Annotated in this window: 20 protein-coding genes, 1 pseudogene and 1 riboswitch; of the genes and pseudogenes, 11 read left to right on the top strand and 10 right to left on the bottom strand. The window is 45.8% G+C overall.

What is annotated here, in order from left to right; translation table 11 throughout:
• Positions 1-732 (top strand): hypothetical protein, encoded by a 732-nt coding sequence (locus NG833_RS15860; RefSeq protein ID WP_254566255.1) that lies wholly within the window; start codon positions 1-3, stop codon positions 730-732.
• A gap of 9 nt (positions 733-741) precedes the next feature.
• Entirely contained in the window at positions 742-2,757 is a 2,016-nt protein-coding gene (locus NG833_RS15855) for a prolyl oligopeptidase family serine peptidase (protein WP_254566254.1), read from the top strand.
• Positions 2,758-2,783: 26 nt separating this feature from the next.
• On the opposite strand, the pseudogene NG833_RS15850 reads toward NG833_RS15855, so the two are convergent.
• Positions 2,784-2,933 (bottom strand): annotated as a pseudogene (locus NG833_RS15850) (ISAzo13 family transposase); the annotation flags it as partial.
• Between the two features lie 213 nt (positions 2,934-3,146).
• Between NG833_RS15850 and NG833_RS15845 the strand changes: the two are divergent.
• From NG833_RS15845 to NG833_RS15835, 3 genes are all read left to right on the top strand, one after another.
• Positions 3,147-4,559 (top strand): bifunctional GNAT family N-acetyltransferase/class I SAM-dependent methyltransferase, encoded by a 1,413-nt coding sequence (locus NG833_RS15845; RefSeq protein ID WP_254566253.1) that lies wholly within the window; start codon positions 3,147-3,149, stop codon positions 4,557-4,559.
• Positions 4,560-4,622: 63 nt separating this feature from the next.
• The gene (locus NG833_RS15840) at positions 4,623-5,750 is read left to right on the top strand and encodes a succinylglutamate desuccinylase/aspartoacylase family protein (protein WP_254566252.1); all 1,128 of its coding nucleotides are present in this window, start codon (positions 4,623-4,625) and stop codon (positions 5,748-5,750) included.
• A gap of 209 nt (positions 5,751-5,959) precedes the next feature.
• Positions 5,960-6,211: a hypothetical protein gene (locus NG833_RS15835; protein ID WP_254566251.1), complete on the top strand. Its 252-nt coding sequence runs from the start codon at positions 5,960-5,962 to the stop codon at positions 6,209-6,211.
• A gap of 81 nt (positions 6,212-6,292) precedes the next feature.
• Here NG833_RS15835 and NG833_RS15830 read toward each other — a convergent pair whose 3' ends face one another.
• Both NG833_RS15830 and NG833_RS15825 read right to left on the bottom strand, forming a co-directional pair.
• A complete protein-coding gene (locus NG833_RS15830) occupies positions 6,293-6,676 on the bottom strand; it encodes a type II toxin-antitoxin system VapC family toxin (RefSeq protein ID WP_254566250.1) in 384 nt (127 codons plus the stop codon).
• A gap of 1 nt (position 6,677) precedes the next feature.
• Positions 6,678-6,896 carry a DUF2281 domain-containing protein gene (locus NG833_RS15825; protein ID WP_111890892.1) on the bottom strand — a complete coding sequence of 73 codons (219 nt, stop codon included), beginning with the start codon at positions 6,894-6,896 and terminating at the stop codon, positions 6,678-6,680.
• A gap of 607 nt (positions 6,897-7,503) precedes the next feature.
• On the opposite strand from NG833_RS15825, the gene NG833_RS15820 reads away from it, so the two are divergent.
• Positions 7,504-7,683 carry a type II toxin-antitoxin system HicB family antitoxin gene (locus NG833_RS15820; RefSeq protein ID WP_254566249.1) on the top strand — a complete coding sequence of 60 codons (180 nt, stop codon included), beginning with the start codon at positions 7,504-7,506 and terminating at the stop codon, positions 7,681-7,683.
• Here NG833_RS15820 and NG833_RS15815 read toward each other — a convergent pair.
• Positions 7,658-7,921, bottom strand: a complete 264-nt coding sequence (locus tag NG833_RS15815; protein WP_254566248.1) for a hypothetical protein — start codon at positions 7,919-7,921, stop codon at positions 7,658-7,660. The two genes, NG833_RS15820 and NG833_RS15815, sit on opposite strands and share 26 nt — an antisense overlap.
• Positions 7,922-8,229: 308 nt before the next feature.
• Between NG833_RS15815 and NG833_RS15810 the strand changes: the two genes are divergently transcribed.
• Both NG833_RS15810 and NG833_RS15805 read left to right on the top strand, forming a co-directional pair.
• Positions 8,230-8,391, top strand: a complete 162-nt coding sequence (locus NG833_RS15810) for a hypothetical protein (RefSeq protein ID WP_254566247.1) — start codon at positions 8,230-8,232, stop codon at positions 8,389-8,391.
• Between the two features lie 69 nt (positions 8,392-8,460).
• Positions 8,461-10,191, top strand: a complete 1,731-nt coding sequence (locus tag NG833_RS15805) for a mechanosensitive ion channel family protein (protein ID WP_254566246.1) — start codon at positions 8,461-8,463, stop codon at positions 10,189-10,191.
• Positions 10,192-10,532: 341 nt separating this feature from the next.
• On the opposite strand, the gene cobW is transcribed toward NG833_RS15805, so the two are convergent.
• The 4 genes from cobW to NG833_RS15780 form a co-directional block, all read right to left on the bottom strand.
• Entirely contained in the window at positions 10,533-11,573 is a 1,041-nt protein-coding gene (gene cobW, locus NG833_RS15800; protein ID WP_254566245.1) for a cobalamin biosynthesis protein CobW, read from the bottom strand.
• Between the two features lie 228 nt (positions 11,574-11,801).
• Positions 11,802-12,479, bottom strand: coding sequence for a HupE/UreJ family protein (locus tag NG833_RS15795; RefSeq protein WP_254566244.1), 678 nt, complete (start codon positions 12,477-12,479; stop codon positions 11,802-11,804).
• 483 nt (positions 12,480-12,962) lie between these two features.
• Positions 12,963-13,139, bottom strand: a riboswitch (cobalamin riboswitch).
• Positions 13,140-13,516: 377 nt separating this feature from the next.
• Entirely contained in the window at positions 13,517-14,095 is a 579-nt protein-coding gene (locus NG833_RS15785) for a Crp/Fnr family transcriptional regulator (protein WP_254566243.1), read from the bottom strand.
• Between the two features lie 121 nt (positions 14,096-14,216).
• Positions 14,217-14,471: a hypothetical protein gene (locus tag NG833_RS15780; RefSeq protein WP_254566242.1), complete on the bottom strand. Its 255-nt coding sequence runs from the start codon at positions 14,469-14,471 to the stop codon at positions 14,217-14,219.
• A 109-nt stretch (positions 14,472-14,580) separates the two neighbouring features.
• On the opposite strand from NG833_RS15780, the gene NG833_RS15775 reads away from it, so the two are divergent.
• Positions 14,581-14,742, top strand: a complete 162-nt coding sequence (locus NG833_RS15775; protein WP_254566241.1) for a hypothetical protein — start codon at positions 14,581-14,583, stop codon at positions 14,740-14,742.
• A 514-nt stretch (positions 14,743-15,256) separates the two neighbouring features.
• Complete coding sequence (locus tag NG833_RS15770) at positions 15,257-15,613, top strand: hypothetical protein (RefSeq protein WP_254566240.1); 357 nt, start codon at positions 15,257-15,259, stop codon at positions 15,611-15,613.
• Between the two features lie 156 nt (positions 15,614-15,769).
• On the opposite strand, the gene NG833_RS15765 is transcribed toward NG833_RS15770, so the two are convergent.
• Positions 15,770-16,750 (bottom strand): metal ABC transporter solute-binding protein, Zn/Mn family, encoded by a 981-nt coding sequence (locus tag NG833_RS15765; RefSeq protein WP_375293916.1) that lies wholly within the window; start codon positions 16,748-16,750, stop codon positions 15,770-15,772.
• A gap of 95 nt (positions 16,751-16,845) precedes the next feature.
• On the opposite strand from NG833_RS15765, the gene NG833_RS15760 reads away from it, so the two are divergent.
• Positions 16,846-17,643 carry a metal ABC transporter ATP-binding protein gene (locus NG833_RS15760; RefSeq protein ID WP_254566238.1) on the top strand — a complete coding sequence of 266 codons (798 nt, stop codon included), beginning with the start codon at positions 16,846-16,848 and terminating at the stop codon, positions 17,641-17,643.
• 164 nt (positions 17,644-17,807) lie between these two features.
• Here NG833_RS15760 and NG833_RS15755 read toward each other — a convergent pair.
• The coding region (locus NG833_RS15755) for a hypothetical protein (RefSeq protein WP_254566237.1) at positions 17,808-18,004 on the bottom strand (197 nt) is incomplete at its 5' end.

Genomic DNA, 18,004 nt, shown 5'->3' with positions numbered 1-18,004 from the left:
ATGAAAACACTACAATGGGAATGGTTACCGAGAGAGAAAATTCAAGCAACTGATAATATTGCTAGTCAGATACATCAAGTTTTCTTTAACGGAATGGGGTTGTCAAGAGGGTGGAGCATTGATGGCATAAAAGCTACCTTATCTGAGTTGACTATATTAGGGCTACTCTATGATGAAAGTCATAATTTGTCAGGCTACGCATTTTATCTAGTCCCAGAAATTCCGATTTGGAATGATACCTATTTGCTATGGCAAGGTGCTTTTTGCTTATTGAAAGAAGTACAAGGTCATCTAGCTACAAGGTATCTTGAAGTGCTTCACCAAGTGGTTTACACACTAAGTACTGAAGAACCAAATAAATTTGCAGGCAAGACTTTTAGTTGGATTGGCTGTAGAACACAAAATCCTGTAGTCTTTTTAGCCCATAAAAGGGTGGCAAAGGTTGTTTATCCATTTGATGTAACTTACGAGACAGACGATGGGATGCAACTCATAGATTTCTTATCTAAAAATATATCTGAAATACGAAAAGCTTCTGTGGCTTTCAAAATAAATAAAACTAATGGCATTTGTAGGAGAGTCTATAGTGAGGGAGTCTTGGGTGACTATAGATTTCCAAGTAAAGATTACTATTGTTTTGAAGAAAAATTAAAAAATTGGAACTTTCACCGAACCGAAGGAGATTCTATTGTTGTTTTAGCTCAATTACGCGCTCCTATATCTTATCCTTAAACAACTGCTATGAACTTAAGCGACAAAAACTCAATTAATCCAAACTACAATAGTGCTTTTCCTAACTACTTTTCTTTTAGTACACTCTTAGTAGAAGAAGAATGGTACGGTTTCACATTCTCTTCTCAACAAAATGTTTGGATAGCCTGTCATCGAGTTGGAGATGTAACAAACCTTTACAAGCTGAATTTCTCAGATGGCTTACCAGAAACAATTCTTCCAGGTAATTTTTTTGGATACTCAGGTTCTAGCTATCAGTTGAGTGCGCCTATCTGGTCACCAGACGGGCAATATATTGCTTTTGCCGTCAATAGTTCGCAAGACACTGAATCAGGACTTTGGATAGTTGATTACATGGATGGTTCGCTTGATCAGATATTTCAAGGATCAATCAACTTTGCTACAGGTAGCTTCAATGAGTTTACACAGACTCACCTTAACCGAAACACCCCCGATTTATTATTTACTGATGATGGGAAATCATTAATCTTTCGTAGCATTTATAAAGATACCTCGGAAATGAATGATTGCCTAGCTGAACCGATATGTTACTCAGTTCTCTTACAAGTATCAATTGATAAAAGCACCATTAAAACAAGATGTAGAGTTAAAAATGGGCGAGTTCAAAGTTTTACTGCCCTTGATATATCAGCGGAAACGGTTGCCGTTGGCATTAATTGGGGGCAATACTCAGAAGTTTACATAATAAATGAAGCGCCACTATACATTAACTCACCTAGTAACACTCCTTTAGATACTGATGGTATTTATGCAGGTATCTGTGTTACTTGGGACAAACATGATAGTGATTTGCCATTATTAGTCCGTTGTAACAATACTGGTTTTGCTAAATGGCATCGTTTTGCACTAAAAGTTGGACAGCTTGTATATAGTTCTACTCAAACAATTTGTTCGGGAAATTTCGATGATGGTCAATTGCTGGTACAACCTGATGGGTGGTTATTGACTACAAGTGAAGTGGGTTTGGGAAGAGAGACAATTTGGCTTTGCGATCGCACTGGTAACAAGAACGCAATCACAGAAGCACAGAATGCTGTAGAAACTATTGCTGCTAGAATTGGCTCTGAAGTTTATTTTTATGAGGAAAAAGCCTTTCAGCCTCCTATTCTTTTGAAAATAGGTACTCACCAAAGCAGAACTGAGGTAGCTATTTGTAGTCACCGTCGAGGGAAAGTACAACTAGAGTTGACAGACTTCTCAACAAAAGATGGGCAACATCCTTACGTGCAAATTTATCTACCCGATACTGAGCCACCTGTAGGTGGATTTCCTGGAATCGTTTGGATTAAAGGCGGACCAATCACCAACCTAAGCCGTTACTCTAGTTTCATTTCGGTTGAGCTTTTAGTAAAGCAGGGATTTGCTGTTGCCTCTGTAAATTATCGAGCAAGCAATGGTCAAGGTGTCGTTCATATGTCAGCAGGACTAGCAGAAAATTTAGGTATCGCCGATCGTGATGATGTTCTTCGGACTGCTGAGATATTTGCTAATCATCCTCATATAAACGCTTCTCGGTTAGGTGTTTGGGGGTATAGCTGGGGTGGATATCTTGTCCTGCAAACAATTACCGCACCACAACATCCTTTTGTCTGTGCGTGTGGTAGTGGGTTTATAAGTAACTGGCACACTCAGCAGACTCAAACTGAAGTCCGTTACTATGACCATCGTTTAGTAGGCGATTATGTGAATGAGCTTGCGGAAAGAGTAAAGGAGCGATCGCCTATCCATAGATTCAGTCCAGAAATAGTAAAGATTCCCGTACTTCTATTTCAGGGAGAACATGATGTTGATACTCCTGTCAATCAAGCCTATGAGTTACAGAGAGTTATTAAGGATCATGCTTGGAAAAAGCCAGTCACCCTCAAGATTATGTCTAGCGAGGGACATTCTTTTAGTCAGGTTGCAGAGCTACAATACTGGCGCGAGTCTGTTCGGTTTTTTACCCGATACCTGAAACATTGGAACTTGATTGACAACCCATCTGGTTCCCAATCCCTTTATTAGGAGCCGTGTAAAAATAAATTGGTCAATTACGGCGAGACTCGGGGCTTAATGATATAGTTCCATTCACCCCTCCAAGAGTGGGGTTCAATAGCAATAGAATTAAAGTCTTGATCCGCCACTTTGATTCCTATTTCGTAGCGACTTTCATCTAAGTTTGCTTGGACTTCCAGTCCTTCGTGTTTTTTCATTCAAATAAGGTAATAATGACTCATATTTATCTCGAATGCTTTTTAGGGTTTCATTGTCCACAATCGTATGGCTCGCCGCAGCGCTACTTCTTAAGTATCCCACGGGGGGTCTAATTGGTCAAGTTATTTTTACACGACTCCTTATGCTCCACATAAAGAACGCTTTGAAAAATCACCATATAGCTCACCATAGGATTGAACATGAACTATACAATAATTCGATTAACTAAATTAGAAGAGTTACCAAAAGCATTTGAATGTGGATTAATACAACTCTATCAAAGTGTGTTTTCTGAGCCTCCATATCAAGAATACTTCAGTGATGACGAAATAAGCGAGATATTCACCTCTTATATTTCTATTTTAGGAGTAGTGTTGCTTTTAGCATTCTTAGATAATGAAGTTATTGGCTTCTGTTCTGCTGTCCGATTTGTTACGAAGTGTTTTGATGATTTTGAATTGATTGACAAAAAAGATACTTTCTCTAGCACTTACTTGCAAAAAAGCTTTCGTTTAAACCCTGAACATACATGGTATTTAGATGAATTAGGTGTTAGGCAAGATCAACGAGGAAAAGGTTTGGCAAAGCACCTAGTCAAGACTTGCCTAGATACTTTAGTCTCTACTGATAAAAATGCTACTATAAATATACTTTTGAATACAGCAGAGGAGAATCTTGTAGCGCAATCACTTTACCAGAAGCTTGGGTTTCATTTTGTGGAAGGTGAAGCTGTAAATGTCTCTCAGATGCGTCAGGATGGCAACGTCCAAAAAGATCGGCGAATTTTCATGCTCAGAATTATAAATAAGGAGGGAGAAATTATGACAATGGCAGAGAACAAAAAAAACTACACCACAGAATGGCAACTAGCTACATATCTCGAAGTAGAGTGGTCAGATTTTTTATTCGGCAATACTCTATCTGATTCCCATGAAAAACTGCTTAATCCTAGAACAGATCGTATTTATCCAAATTTCTATCGACGGATTGGTGAACTAGCGCAAGAATGGCTACAAAAGAACCATTCCCTACCCGTGAAATACCTTGATGTTGGTGGCTCAACAGGGCGTACTTTATATGAGATATACAATTCCTTCCCTAGTTTAGCCGAGTTGGTATTAGTAGAACCATCTCCAAAGTTTTGTAAATGGGCTCAACAAATACTAATTGACTCAGAAGAACTAGGCTATTTTCCTATTGTCGGTAACTGTGATAAGCCTTCTTATGGAAAAGCTGTAAACCGCCCCGATCCTATTAGGTTAAAAGAACTTTACATATACGAGGCATTTGCAGAAAGCGTTCCGCGACCTGCTAACTATTTTGATTTGATTACGTGCCTTAATGTTGCAGATCATCATCCGAATCCTAAAACCCTTGTTCAAACCCTATACGACTTACTCTCTCCCAACGGGTATCTGATCTTTGCGAGTCCAATGGACTTTAATGAAATTTATACGCCAGATAAAGAGCGATGGGTAAGCAATCTAAATATCCTGTTTCCAAATGAACTATGGAAGTCAATTGGAGACAATGATGTGTTCTACGATTTTCGTCCTCATTGTCGAAAGTGGATACGTTTTAGCTCTCAAGTAGTTGCAAAGCAAAAACGTTAACTTGTGCAGTAACTTATGTTCTGCGCTAATCTAAATTTCATACCCAACCCAACTAAAATTGATATGCTTCCAACCATTGAAACCATTCCCCTCCTACAACTTGCCTCTGGCGATCGTCTATCCATCAAGGTCTATAAGTTCTCTGGTGCTAGACAGGGCAAAAAAGTTTACCTACAAGCTAACTTACATGGCAATGAAATTGTAGGTAATGCTGTCATTCATCAATTAATTGAGTTTTTGATGACTCTCGATCAAGAAGTCTTAACGGGAGAAATTTGGCTTGTTCCAGTCTGTAATCCATTAGCAACAAACCAACGTTCCCATCAGTTTGCTACAGGACGATTCAATGCCTATGATGGCAAAGATTGGAACCGAATCTACTGGGACTATGAAAAAATTTGTCAGGATTTAGAAGAGTTTGCACAGTCACAACTTAATCTTGAGCCAGATATCATTAAGCAGAACTATAAGGATAAAATCAAAACTCGCTTTGAGCAGATTCAAGCCAAAATTGATGCCCCTAGTAGCGTTCAGCTAACCGATAAATATCGATATAAGGTGCAATCTCTCTGTTTAGATGCTGACTACTTGATCGACTTGCACAGTAACACTAATTATGGGTTGGAATATTTGTATTACTTCCGCGATCGCGAAGAAAGTGCAAAATTATTCTTACTCGAACATGGCATCATGTTTGATGATTATGATGGGGATGCTTTTGACGAAGCGTTTATGAAGCCTTGGCTGGCACTAGAGAACGCCCTATCTAAATTAGGGAAACAAATCAAATTTGATGTAGAGGCATACACCCTAGAACTAGGTACTGGAATGGAAATGAATCCAAATTCAGTTTCTAAGGGAGTTCGTGGAGTTAAGAACTACCTAGTTCAAAAAGAGATTTTCAATATAGAAAGCCTGCCCCCAGAACAATTCATGGAACTCAACATGAGTTTCAGACCCTTAAGCCAAGTTAAAAAATACTGGGCACCTGTAGGTGGCATGGTTCAATCCAGAGTAGCTCTTGGTACTTCGGTTCAGCAGGGGGATCTTCTCTACCAGGTTTTGAGCTTTGATAAGTCAGAGGAGTTTCCTACCGTTAAAAATGTTCATTCAGACAGATGTGGATTGGTTTTTCATGTTTCGATTAACCAGTCTGTAAATGAGGGGGAGTTTGTTTTAGCGCTCATGTGAATAAAGAAACTTGCTTCATCGCTGGCCGCTTTAGATACTTTGGTTGTAACATAAATATAGAAACCGGGTTTCTCTGATGGGTTTGGAGCATTCTCACAGAGATTTTGCTATCAACCCGGTTTCTCCGGTACAATTACCATCAATCCAAACCCTCGTATATTGGTATGATAAAATTAATCAGTTGAAGCCTTTTTAGGAAAATTAAAGCTATGACCACTAAACAACCCCCCTACAGTAAAGAGGAATTCGCTCGTCTTGGGGATGAAATTTATGAATTTAAGGTTCGCCCACAAGTGGAGAACGGTAATGATGGCAAGATTGTGGCGATTGATTTAGAAACTGGAGATTTTGAGGTCGATAAGAGTGAAATTGCTGCCTGCGATCGCCTTGAAGCCACTCACCCTGATGCTCAAATCTGGATTGTGCGAATCGGTTCGGGCTATGTCCGTCGCTTGGGCTGACAAACGAAGAGAAATGATTACCGGAATTGTTAATAGAGATTTTGAACTGATTATTCCCCATATTCACACCCTGCCAACTTATCACCAGACTCGGTGAATGGAATAGGCATCAAAAGCCGAATCGCGACTAATCAAAACCAAGCGATGATTCATGGCTTGTGCGACCAAAATCCGATCAAACGGATCGCGATGATGGAGGGGTAAGCTCAGGTAGAACTCGGTATCAGCGAATGTAATGGGCAGAACGCCTATTTTTAGTTGTTGTAGCACTTCCTCTAATTCTGAAAATGATTTCTGTAACCTAAGTTTGCCTAAACCCAATTTAATTGAAATTTCCCATAAACTGGCAATACTTACCGAGAGATTGTTATTGGCATCTTCCAGAATTTCGGTGGCTCTATCACTTAAATTTTCACTGTTTTGCAAGTACCACAGTAAAGTATGGGTATCCAGTAGGCAATTCATCTTACATATAATCCTTTAAATCTTCCAGAGGTTCATCAAAATCATCAGACATCCAGATTTGACCCTGCCAAATCCCCAGTCCGCCTCGCGGGGTTGCTTTGGCGGTTTGAGCAGCGTCTGCCGCATATCGGTTCACCAAAAATTCTGTATAGTCCAAAACTGACTGCTTTACAGATTCTGGGAGTTTTTCCACATTTTTTAAAATCGCATTTTCTATCATTTTTTTACTTGAAAATCTGCCTCTCTATGAATCAATTAACTCTCCTATCTGGCTTTTCCAGACGCCGAGATTTGATGTGGGGCAGTCCACCCGGGGGGTTTATGGAAGCCCAACCCATGGACTATAGCTAGTGATTTTTACCCACTTAATCCTAGTTTTCTTGTTTTCAAGATAACACATCCCGGCGATCAATGCCAGGAACCTGGACTGTCATTTAGTTCAAAATTTGAAGACCTCCGCAAAAAGGAAGCAGAAAGCGGCAGAGAAGTTGTCACTTTGTCGCGCCAACCGGGTTTAAAAACCCGTTGGAGTGGACGAGATTTTGATGGTGAAATCAAGAAAACCAAGCCCAGTTAGGAGCCACAGTTAGGAGCCACAGTTAGGAGCGATCGCCCACAATTGCGGATGCCATATCCCCTCTTTAAATTGCTCCTTAGCCCGGTCAATGGGTTTGAGGCCAAAACACTCAACAACCCTCAGCAATTTGTTAGTCTAACAACTTCACGATTCCCTGCGAAACCTGGAAGCGATCGCACCTACTCATTTTGCATGAAAACTCTGTCTGAGTCTGCTATACTGAACTAAAAAAAGTAATGAAGCTAAGTTTATGAAAATTAAAGCCATTATTCATCCAGCAGAAGAAGGGGGCTATTGGGCAGAAGTCCCAGCCCTTCCCGGTTGCATTACCGAAGGTGATACCTGGGACGAGGTCACTCAGAATTTACAAGACGCAGTTGAAGGTTGGCTGAGTGTGGCGAAAATCATGGTCGTCGCAGTCCTTGTTTAGATAATTTCGTGGCAATCTGTTCGCCAAAATCAGTGGATTCAACCTGATGATGAGGTTGCATTTGACTATCGATCGCCCCGATTAAGTCTCCAATTTTTTCAGATAACGGTTCGGCTTCAGGCTGGGGTTGTTCAAGTTGAGATAAAATCCAACTTTCGGGAGTTAACCCTTGTTTTTGGGCGACTTCGAGGAGGGCTTGATAAGTTTGTTTAGATAGAATCAGGGTATGTTCTGACATAATTCTACTGAGTGAGCTTGATTCGATTTTAACTCCAATCCCTATGAATGGCAACGATGTAATCAAGCCAAAAAGTAGGGGCGTTACAAGGAAAATACCCACGCCACTTTTTGCCAAATACCGCCATTCTCCGGAACGCGCCATCACTTCTTTCAATGGGGTGTCACTCTAAGCTAGAAGATTTGGGTTATTCCCATCATTTGTGGCAGAGGGTGACACAGCTACATCTGCTTAAATCTTAGCAACCTGGGGAGCGATCGCCCTCCAATTGCAGATGCCATATCTCCTAGACTCAGAAACCTTCTGTGATGAGTGTCTGTATCCTCACAGAGGGCGATCGGTACTTAAAGCCTTGGGCTACAATAGTTAGAAACCCTACCCACTGTTTTAAATCCATGACAACCAACACTTCCCTAGAAGAACGCATGGCAGCAGTAGAAGCAGCCATTACTAAACTTAAATTTTTCTAGGATTTTTAAGGAATCACCGGATCAATACTAGAGACTCAAATGGAGAGAGTAGAAAGGATATTGAAGCGAATGCAAGGAGTTAAACCGAACATGGTTTGGGGACATCGGCGAGGATTTTATTATATTTTAAGCTTTATCTTGAGCTTGATGTTGTCAACGCTAGGGATGATGAGTGCAGGATTGCCTGGGGTCGCACAATCCTCGGGGGTAGCAGTCCCGGAAAGTTCGTTGCCGATCGCCAACCCGTTTGCTGCGGCGGGAAAAATTGGTAACATTGTGTATGCACCTGTTACCTTGGATGGTCGGAAGCTGTTCCAAATTACGGCAGAAGAGGGCATCGCCGATCGCACCCCCTCCAGTACATCCCCGCTTCAGATGCGGGTGACGATGTATGAAACGAAGCTGAAGTGGGCGATCGCTGCTGGTTTTGACCCCCAGACCCTAGAAGTGAGTTTTGAGATCCAGGAGGGTCAAGGGGTGCTGTTTGTCCGGGATGGCGATCGCCTCGCCCAGAAGGATATTCTCACCCTGACGGAACTGGATGCCCGACTCTATGGCGTGGGGGTGACAGATTTGGCAACTCACGTTAGTCAGACGATCGCCCAAGCTTTGATTCGCGGCCAGTTTGAGCGTCAACCCGAGTATCTGCGCCTTCAAGGTGCGATCGCTGCTGCCATTCTCCTCGGGACTCTGGGCGCTGCCGGGGTGCTGCTACGGATACAGCAGAGACTCAAACGGGAATGGAATGCGATCGCCACCCAAGCCACAAGTGAGACCAACCCACCCTCGGATCAGGAGGGGGAAATCCAGTCGGATGTTCTCACTCAGGTGGATCGCCAACTCACTTGGGAACGACAACGAGATGTGAATCTCCTGAAACGCCGAATGCTGCAAATGACGCAGTTGGCGATCGCCTTGGGGAGTCTAGCAACTGTGGTGGGATTATTTCCCCAAACGCGCTGGTTACAAAGTCGATTGTTGACTCAACCGTTGCTGCTGCTGATTTTACTCCTAACTAGCGTTCTGATTAAACTGGCTCATGTTGCGGTCGATCGCTGTTCTAATTCTTGGATAGAAATGCAGGCGATCGCACCGAACGCTTCTAAACGTCTAACGGTGAGAGTTTCTACTTTTTCTCACGCCTTAAAAGGGATGATTACCTTTACAATTTTTGCCCTCGGACTTTTGCTGATTCTTTATCAGCTTCAAGTCCCGATTGCGCCGGTACTTGCCGGTGCTGGGATAGCGGGATTTGCGATTTCTTTTGCCTCTCAAAATTTAATCCGGGATGTGATTAATGGCAGCTTGATTTTATTAGAAGACCACTATGCGATCGGGGATGTAATTGATACCGGCGCAGCATCTGGGGTGGTTGAATATATGAACCTCCGCATCACCCAGATTCGTGGCAGTGGGGGTAGACTTAGCACGATTCCTAATGGGAGTATTTCCACCGTCCACAATCTGACTAAAGATTGGTCTCGTCTGGATTTTACCATTGAAATTGCCTATAGTTCTGATGTCACCCAAGCGCTACAGGTGGTGAAAGAGGTGGCGGAAAAATTGCATCAAGACCCGGAATGGGCCGATCGCATTCTGGACCCGGTAAATGTATTGGGAGTGAATAACATGACTCATCAGGGGATTGAACTTAGCCTATGGATGCAAACCCAACCGGGACAACAATGGAGAGTGGGTCGAGAGTTTCGCCATCGGCTCAAAATCGCCTTGGATGAGGCTGAAATTGAGGTGGGAATTCCTCAGCGATCGGTCTATTTTCATAACGATTCAGAAAAATAACCCCAGCAAATCCGTTATAGCGGATTGCCTCAAATTTGACGAAACAAGATTCACAAGTTAGTGTGGGATGGGAACTTTGTCTGATGCTCTGTGGGATATGGGACATTCGCCGAGAGAGTTAAATTTGTTGGGTTAACGGGGGATTGTCTCACACAAATAAAATGAAATTCGGGTGCGTCAGATTGGAACCTGGAGGGAAATTTCTCACGGGTTTTCAGGACTGACGTACCCGATTGGATGCACTGGAGGAAGAAACGACTGAAGTCGTTACTACGAACTTAAGAGGAAACGACTGAAGTCGTTACTACGAACATCACAGAAGAGAACGACTGAAGTCGTTACTACGAACTGGGGACGATCGCCTGTAAAATTTGGTCGCGGTTGAGGTTGCGTCCGATGAAGACTAGGCGGGTTTGCCTGGGTTCGGCTTCTTGCCAGGGGCGATCGTAGAAGTGGTCGAAGCGTTTGCCGACGCCTTGTAGGACTAATCGCATGGGTTTATTCTGGACTGACACAAATCCTTTGATGCGATAAATTTCTGCTTTCTCGACTAAGTTTTCTAGCTGTTTAACTAGGGTTTTTGGATCAAAGGTTTGGTCTAGGATAAAGTTGAATGAGGTGATATCATCATCGTGTTCATGGTCTTCCTCGGTGTCGTGATGGCTGGGACGGCTGTCGAGGTTGTCTTCGACGGCAGCATTAAATCCTAGGAGTAAGTCGGCTGTAATTTCACTGCTTTTGCAGGGAACAATTTTGACGTGAGGGGGAAGTTGCGATCGCAGCCAAGTAATCACTTTAGTTTGAGTTTCTTTCTCGACTAAATCGACTTTGGTGAGTAATACTAAGTCAGCACAGGCGAGTTGATCTTCAAACAGTTCTTCGATGGGGGTTTCATGATCTAAGCTGGGGTCAGCTTGGCGCGCTTGTTCTAAGGCGTCGATATCGCCAACCAAAGTACCGGCAGCGACTGCCTCACAATCGACCAGAGTGACGACGCCATCGACGGTGGCCCCGGTGCGAATTTCCGGCCAGCGAAAGGCTTGGATCAGGGGTTTAGGGAGGGCGAGTCCGGAGGTTTCGATTAACATACAATCGAGGCGATCGCGATGTTTGAGCAATTCCTGCATGGTGGGCAAAAATTCCTCTTGAACGGTGCAACAGAGGCAACCATTGGTTAGTTCAATAATATTGCTATCGGTAGCGGGAGATTCGTCACAGACTTGGCAGGATTTGAGAAACTCGCCATCGATGCCAACTTCGCCAAATTCATTGACGATGACGGCAATGCGTCGTCCTTGATTGTTTTGGAGGAGGTTGCGAATGGTGCTAGTTTTGCCAGCCCCGAGAAAACCAGTGATTACAGTAACAGGAATTTTATGCATGGGGTGATGTGAGATAAAGTAAAAGGTGAATCGGGGTGACCTAACCCCCCAGCCCCCTTCCCTACGAGGGAAGGGGGAGTAAGATAGCCACCCCTGCCCTTGCAGGGAAGGGGTGGCTAGGGGAATTAAGTTCCCCCTAGCCCCCCCCTGCCCTCGCAGGGAAGGGGGGGCTAGGGGGGGTTAGGTTCCTCCGGTTCCCCTAGGAACCTGAAATTCAGATCAACGAAATTAACCTACAATTGAAGAGGCTAGAAAGGCTGCACCGATGCCACCGATCGCAAATCCAGCAAATCGTAGGGATAAGTTGGAGTCGCGATCCAAAGCGCTAAGAGTTTTGCGCACAAAACCGATCGCAGCGGAGGCGATCGCGATTTGGATGGCGGTAAATCCAATCAGGTAAGCCAATAGAGGGGCAGTTTCTGCGCCGATGATGGCTTCACCGTAGGCATAGCCGTGAAAGATGCCAGCGACGGCAGCGATCGCCGCAACCAGGGTTAAATTAGGCCGTTCTTTCATCCCTAGGAGGGTTCCGACGGTGAGGACGGAAGCGGCAATGATGATTTCTACCGCAGGAATATCCAGGGTGAGTAAGTGAATTCCCGTTCCTCCCATTGCGGCGATCGCAAAGGTGATGGGAATCGCGATGCCGTAGGGATGGAAGGCAGACAGTAAGGCGATCGCCACCACAAAGGCGAAATGATCCAACCCGATAATCGGATGTGCGAATCCCGAGAGTAATCCCTCCCAGAAGTTACTCGGTGTGGCGGAACCCATCGGGTGATGGGCGAATGCCGGTTCGATTCCCCAGAACAAGGCAACAGCGAGGGCAACTATGATCGCTCCCCCGGTTATTCTGGGGTGATGGGGTAGAACAGATGGGAATCGGTTGAGGGTTTGTTTAAGCATGGGTTCGGTTTAAAAAAATTGATTGGGTCAACATCTATAAGTGAGTTACAGCAGGGGCATAAGTGCGACTGAGACTCGGTTTCCTCCGGAACAGTGAGGATTAATACCAAATCCGGTTGGTAAAAGTCAATTTCCGTGATTAGCCCGCGCAGGCGGGCTTTGTTCGTGTAGCCCCACCCTTTAGGGTGCGGGTTTTTATAGACTTTGACAACCGTATTCCGTATAACCCCCGGCAATGGGGAGAAAAAATCAGGCACTCGGAACCATTCCGAGACCTGGGTTTCCAGAAAATTGGCTAGGATGTGAGTATTCAGTCGGGTTGACGGAACTCACAAAGAAAGCAAATTTTTCCCCTCGGCGTTGGTGTAGGGTCAAAAGTACGATCGCGCTGCCGTACTGTTACGCGCCAGGGCTACTATTGACAGAATAGAGTGTTCTAGTAAAGGAAAATCAATGCCCATCTGTACCTCGCAGATGAATGTAAGGGTTAACGACCGAGGCGGTGGGCATTCTGACTTACCGACCCCAGAGGGCAAATCGAGATTCACCGGAAACCTGGGGTTGGGATCACAGTTGCGGGACAGTGCCGGATTGGGACCGGGCTTTCCCCCTTACGTCTGATGGCTGGACCCCATCAGAACCGCCTGATAGGGGATATCTTACCCCATCGGAGACACTTTAGAACTGTGGAAATGGAGCAAAGCGGAAAAAGTTGGCCGGTTCTCCCGGTTCCCTGGGGGTTCATCGGGCAAAAAAGGGGGGCAACGCTGGGTTGGTCATTGGTCATTTGTCATTGGTCATTTGTCATTTGTCATTTGTCATTTGTTATTTGTTATTTGTCATTTGTTATGGGTCAATCTCCCCCATCCTCCCCATCCTCCAGTGACCAGTGACCAATGACCAACGACCAATGACCAACGACCAACGACCAACGACCAATGACCAACGACCAACGACCAACGACCAATGACCAATGACCAATGACCAACGACCAATGACCAATGACCAATGACCAATGACCAACGACCAATGACGAGTTAAACCAGAGGCAAACTGAGGGATTCATACAGAAGAATGGACTGACGATGGGGACGGGCGATCGCCCCTTCATTTTCTAGGCGTTGGAGGAGGCGAGTCACCGTCACCCGGGAGATGCCGATCGCCTCGGCAATTTCTTGATGAGTCATGGGCAATTCTAGCAACCGTCCCTGTTCCACGGGACGAGCAAATTTATCGCTTAACCAGACCAAAAACTTGAGCAAGCGTTCTTGGACTTGCTTACAGTGAATAATGGTCAGCAGTTCTTCCGTTTTTTGGGTGTGGGTGCGAATGGCATCTAAGACTTGTTGCCATTGATGCCCTGCAATCATGCTGACTTCCACGGAGGTTAAACATTCTATTTGATAACCATTAATGCAACAGAGGGGTTCACCCACCACATCTCCTGGACCCCAATATCCCGAGGCGATGGTGGACCCATCTTCCGTCCAGGCGATCGTCCGGACTACTCCGCGATCGATTTTCCACAGGACATCTTGCCACATCGGAATCGAGTCTTTGCGGCGGAATGTTCGCCGCAGGGTGGAGGGGACTGAAGCTAAAGTTGCAATGGTCATAAAAAAATAGTTTTGAGGTTATTATGGTTGGTTTTGAAATGGGATGAAAAAAGAGGCGACTGCCCCAAACCGGCATTGAGGAAATGCCGGGGCAGTCGCCTCTTTTCTCGGATGGGAAATTTTATTCAGCCTCATCGGACTCAGTGCCAATTCCTAATTGTTTTTTCGACCGCTTGAGCTGTTTCCAAAGTCTTTTAATTTGTTTGTAAGCATCCTCTGGCGGTAATTTCCCCCCGGTTTCTAAACAACTAATCACGCTAACGCGCTGGGCAAACTCCTGCAAGTTGGCATTAAACACCATATTTTCTGGATTGTCTGGTGTAAATTTGCCGTAGTAACGACTGCGAGGAGATAGAAAATCAAATTTGTCATGCATTGTCTTACCCCAATCTTTCCCTTGGCTATTTGCGGGAGAATCAAGCCCTGTACCGGAATCTGTTAGCGGAGATTCCCCCTCCTGACCACTTTAGCGTTATTGCCAAATTGTGGCAATTAAGCACTGGCCCTTCACTTTCTGCGGTTTGGGTTTAGGCCGGACACCGATTCCTCGGCGAGTTCAGGTTCGGCCATTGCTGGGGGAAATTTTTGCCCGGTTTGGGACCTGTGTTGTTTGGCGGTTTTCCCCGGCGATCGCTTTGTTATTTTGAACAATAACCGCATGATTAATAGGGTATCTTTAGTCAGCAGTTAGCCAAATCAGTCAAAAGAAAGATTTTCAATTAATCCTTGTTTCTGAGGACGGCGGGACCGTCTGAACTCCAGAGAAGCAGAAACCGGGGGCCATCGTCTCAAGCGGGTGGCAAATCCAGCAACAATTTAGTGAATAAACCGGGTTGTCTTCCAGCGATTGAACCCACATCCTCCGGAGGATGTGAGTTTCAAGCCCGTGCTTTGGCGGTGAACCCTCAGGGGGACGACTTCGAGAAACCCGCTGGGAACGGACCAGGGCCAAGGATGGGGGACCTCAAATAGGCGATAAATGGGAGCCAGAAGTTTAAATAAATTAAGATTCAACATCCTCCAAAAGGTAGAGATTTAAGCCGGATTCCGGTACAGTGAACAAAAGCGCGATGGAGAGGCGGAAGCATTGGCTGCCCCGATCGCCGCTGGTGCGTCAAAAATCTGCTGTGCAACTCCCTACTATCAGCAAAGGAATCCCAGATGAACCTCCTAGAACTAGAACGAGAAACTACCAAAATGACTCGGGCGATCATGACCCGACATATTGCGATCGGGAAAGATACGATCGCCGATCTCCGCACCCGGATGACCCTAGAAGAATTATCCGGCGTGATCATTGTTAGTATCGAACGGTTGCTCTGGTTGGACTGGGACTCGATGGTTTGGGCGATCGCCCATCTGATTCCCTCCGACATCATGGCTCAAATCCAAAGCAATCTCCGGACTACCCTCTATCAACGCTTAATTCACAAAGGCTTAATTCCCGGAGTGGATTTCAGCATTGATGGTCACGGCAATCTGCGGTTGAATGCCAAAGCCCAAAAATCTGTGGCCTAAAAAGCCCGATCGCACCGCCTTTGTTCTGCCTGCCAATTGAATAGCGCCAACTTAGCAAGAAAAAGTAAAGAACGGGTAAAGAAAAATTGCCAATTCAAAGCGGGCAGTTTTTCTCTACCCCGGCGCAGGGGTGAACCCATTCCCCACACCCATCCTCTAATTCTGCGCCACCCCAAACGGGGTATAAGTTCCACCCAATGCTTCGACCACCGCACGGGTATTCGAGACCATCATCTTAATATAAGAATCGGCCTCGCTACCGGGCACACCAATGGAATCGGAATAGAGTTCCTGGGAGGCCAACTTGACCTGGGCCTCCTCTGCTACAGTCCGGATCAGTTGTGAGTTAATGGTGGTTTCTGCAAAAATTGCCGGAACCTCTGTTCGTTTAATCTCCTCTACCAACTGCGTCACAGTTTGGGCGCTGGGTTGTTCCTCCGTACTAATGCCGATTAAGGTGCCGGTAATCTCTAACCCATAGCCTTGAGCATAGTATTGGAAGGCATCATGAGTGGTAACTAAGCGGCGGTTTTCCGGGGGAATTGTAGCAATTTGCGCCTGAATCCATTGATGGAGTTCTTCCAAGGTGGCGGTATAGTTGGCAGCATTTTCCTGGATTGCTGCGGCATTTTCTGGGGAGAGTTCGCTTAAGGCATCCCGAATCGCGTTAACCATTGCGATCGCATTCATGACATTCCCCCACACATGAGGATCCGGAGTCGTCGCCGCCTCATCCGCCATCTGCAACGGTGTGACGACTTCCCCCACTGCCACTTTTCGAGCATTCACTCCCGCAGCATTCATCAACTTAATCAGTTCCGGTTCTAGGTTATAGCCGTTATAAAGAATCAAATCCGCATTCTCTAAGGCAATGGAGTCAGCGGGGACAGGTTCATAAATATGGGGATCGACTCCCGGGGTCAAAATGCCCGTGAGTTGGATCTCTTCGGTGGCAATGGACTCGGTTAAGTCCGCAATAATGGTACTGGTGGAGACCACTTGGGGCTGATTCCCAGAACTGTCCCCCGCCCGATTCACTTCAGGGTTAGTACAGCTACTCAGGCAGAACCCCAAAATCAGGCCAGTTGCCAGTTTCCAGAGGGATTGTTTTCCCGGATAGTCTGCGATCGCTCTCATTTTTTTAACCCTTTTCATTTTTGTTTCATATTTTATTCACAATGGGTTCATATTTACACTATCCTGGAATTAAAAGCTAAATTTTAGAACCTGTTATGAAAAGACCTAACCCGTTCAAACCGGACAGTTCCTGGAAAAATCAGCCGCCAACTTTGGTGGATCAAGCCATCTGTATCAGTCATCTGGGGGTCAATTATCGTCAGGTCCAGGCCCTGAGCGATGTTAATGCGGTGATTCGCCCGGGACGCCTCACCGGGATTATTGGACCCAATGGTGCCGGGAAAAGCACGTTAATCAAAGCAATGTTAGGATTAACCCCGATTCTCAGCGGTAGGGTCCTCTATCAGGGAGAACCCCTGATGGAACAACGTGATCGCATCGCTTATGTCCCCCAGAGATCGCAAATTGACTGGACCTATCCCGCCACAGTCTGGGATGTGGTAATGATGGGACGGGCCAAGAAAACCGGCTGGTTTCGGCGCTATAGTACGGTCAGCCGTCAGATTGCCTCCGATGCGATCGCCCGCGTCGGCATGAGTGACTACCGCAACCGCAAAATTGGGGATTTATCCGGGGGACAACAGCAGCGCGTGTTTTTAGCGCGATCGCTGGCGCAACAAGCCGAGATATTCTGTTTCGATGAGCCCTTTGTGGGCATCGACCAAAAAACCGAAGCGGTCCTGTTTGAGATTTTTCACGAACTCGCTGAAGCGGGAAACATTGTGGTGGTGGTGAATCACGACCTCGGGGAATCGATTACCCATTTTGATGATTTAATCTTGTTAAATCGGGAATTAATTGCCTGTGGTGGTCGAGAACAAGTCTTGCGATCGGACAATATGTATCGCGCCTATCAAGGACAGGTGCAGTTTTTTAGCGATCGGGCTGCGTAAAGGACCTAACCCCCCCGGCCCCCCTTCCCTGGGAGGGAAGGGGGGAGGAAGAGAAGAGAAGCTACCTCCCCCAGTGCTTACAAGGATAAGGTTTTTTATATTTCCGGTCCCCTCCCCTTGGCAAGGGGAGGGTTAGGGTGGGGTCTTCTTGACGGGGCGATTCCCTACGGGATAGCTCCGCTTACCGCCCCGTCACGCACTCGTAATGAGGCGATCGCCCCGTTAGGAGAACCCCACCCTAACCCTCCCCTTGCTAAGGGGAGGGGACCGGATGTGCTCGCCTGGTTAGGAGAACCCCACCCTAACCCTCCCCTTGCTAAGGGGAGGGGACCGGATGTGCTCGCACCGTTAGGAGAACCCC

The organism is Oscillatoria sp. HE19RPO (assembly GCF_024220515.1).
In the GTDB taxonomy this organism is placed as follows: Bacteria; Cyanobacteriota; Cyanobacteriia; order Cyanobacteriales; family Laspinemataceae; genus Laspinema.
This window is presented reverse-complemented; position numbering and strand designations above follow the sequence as displayed.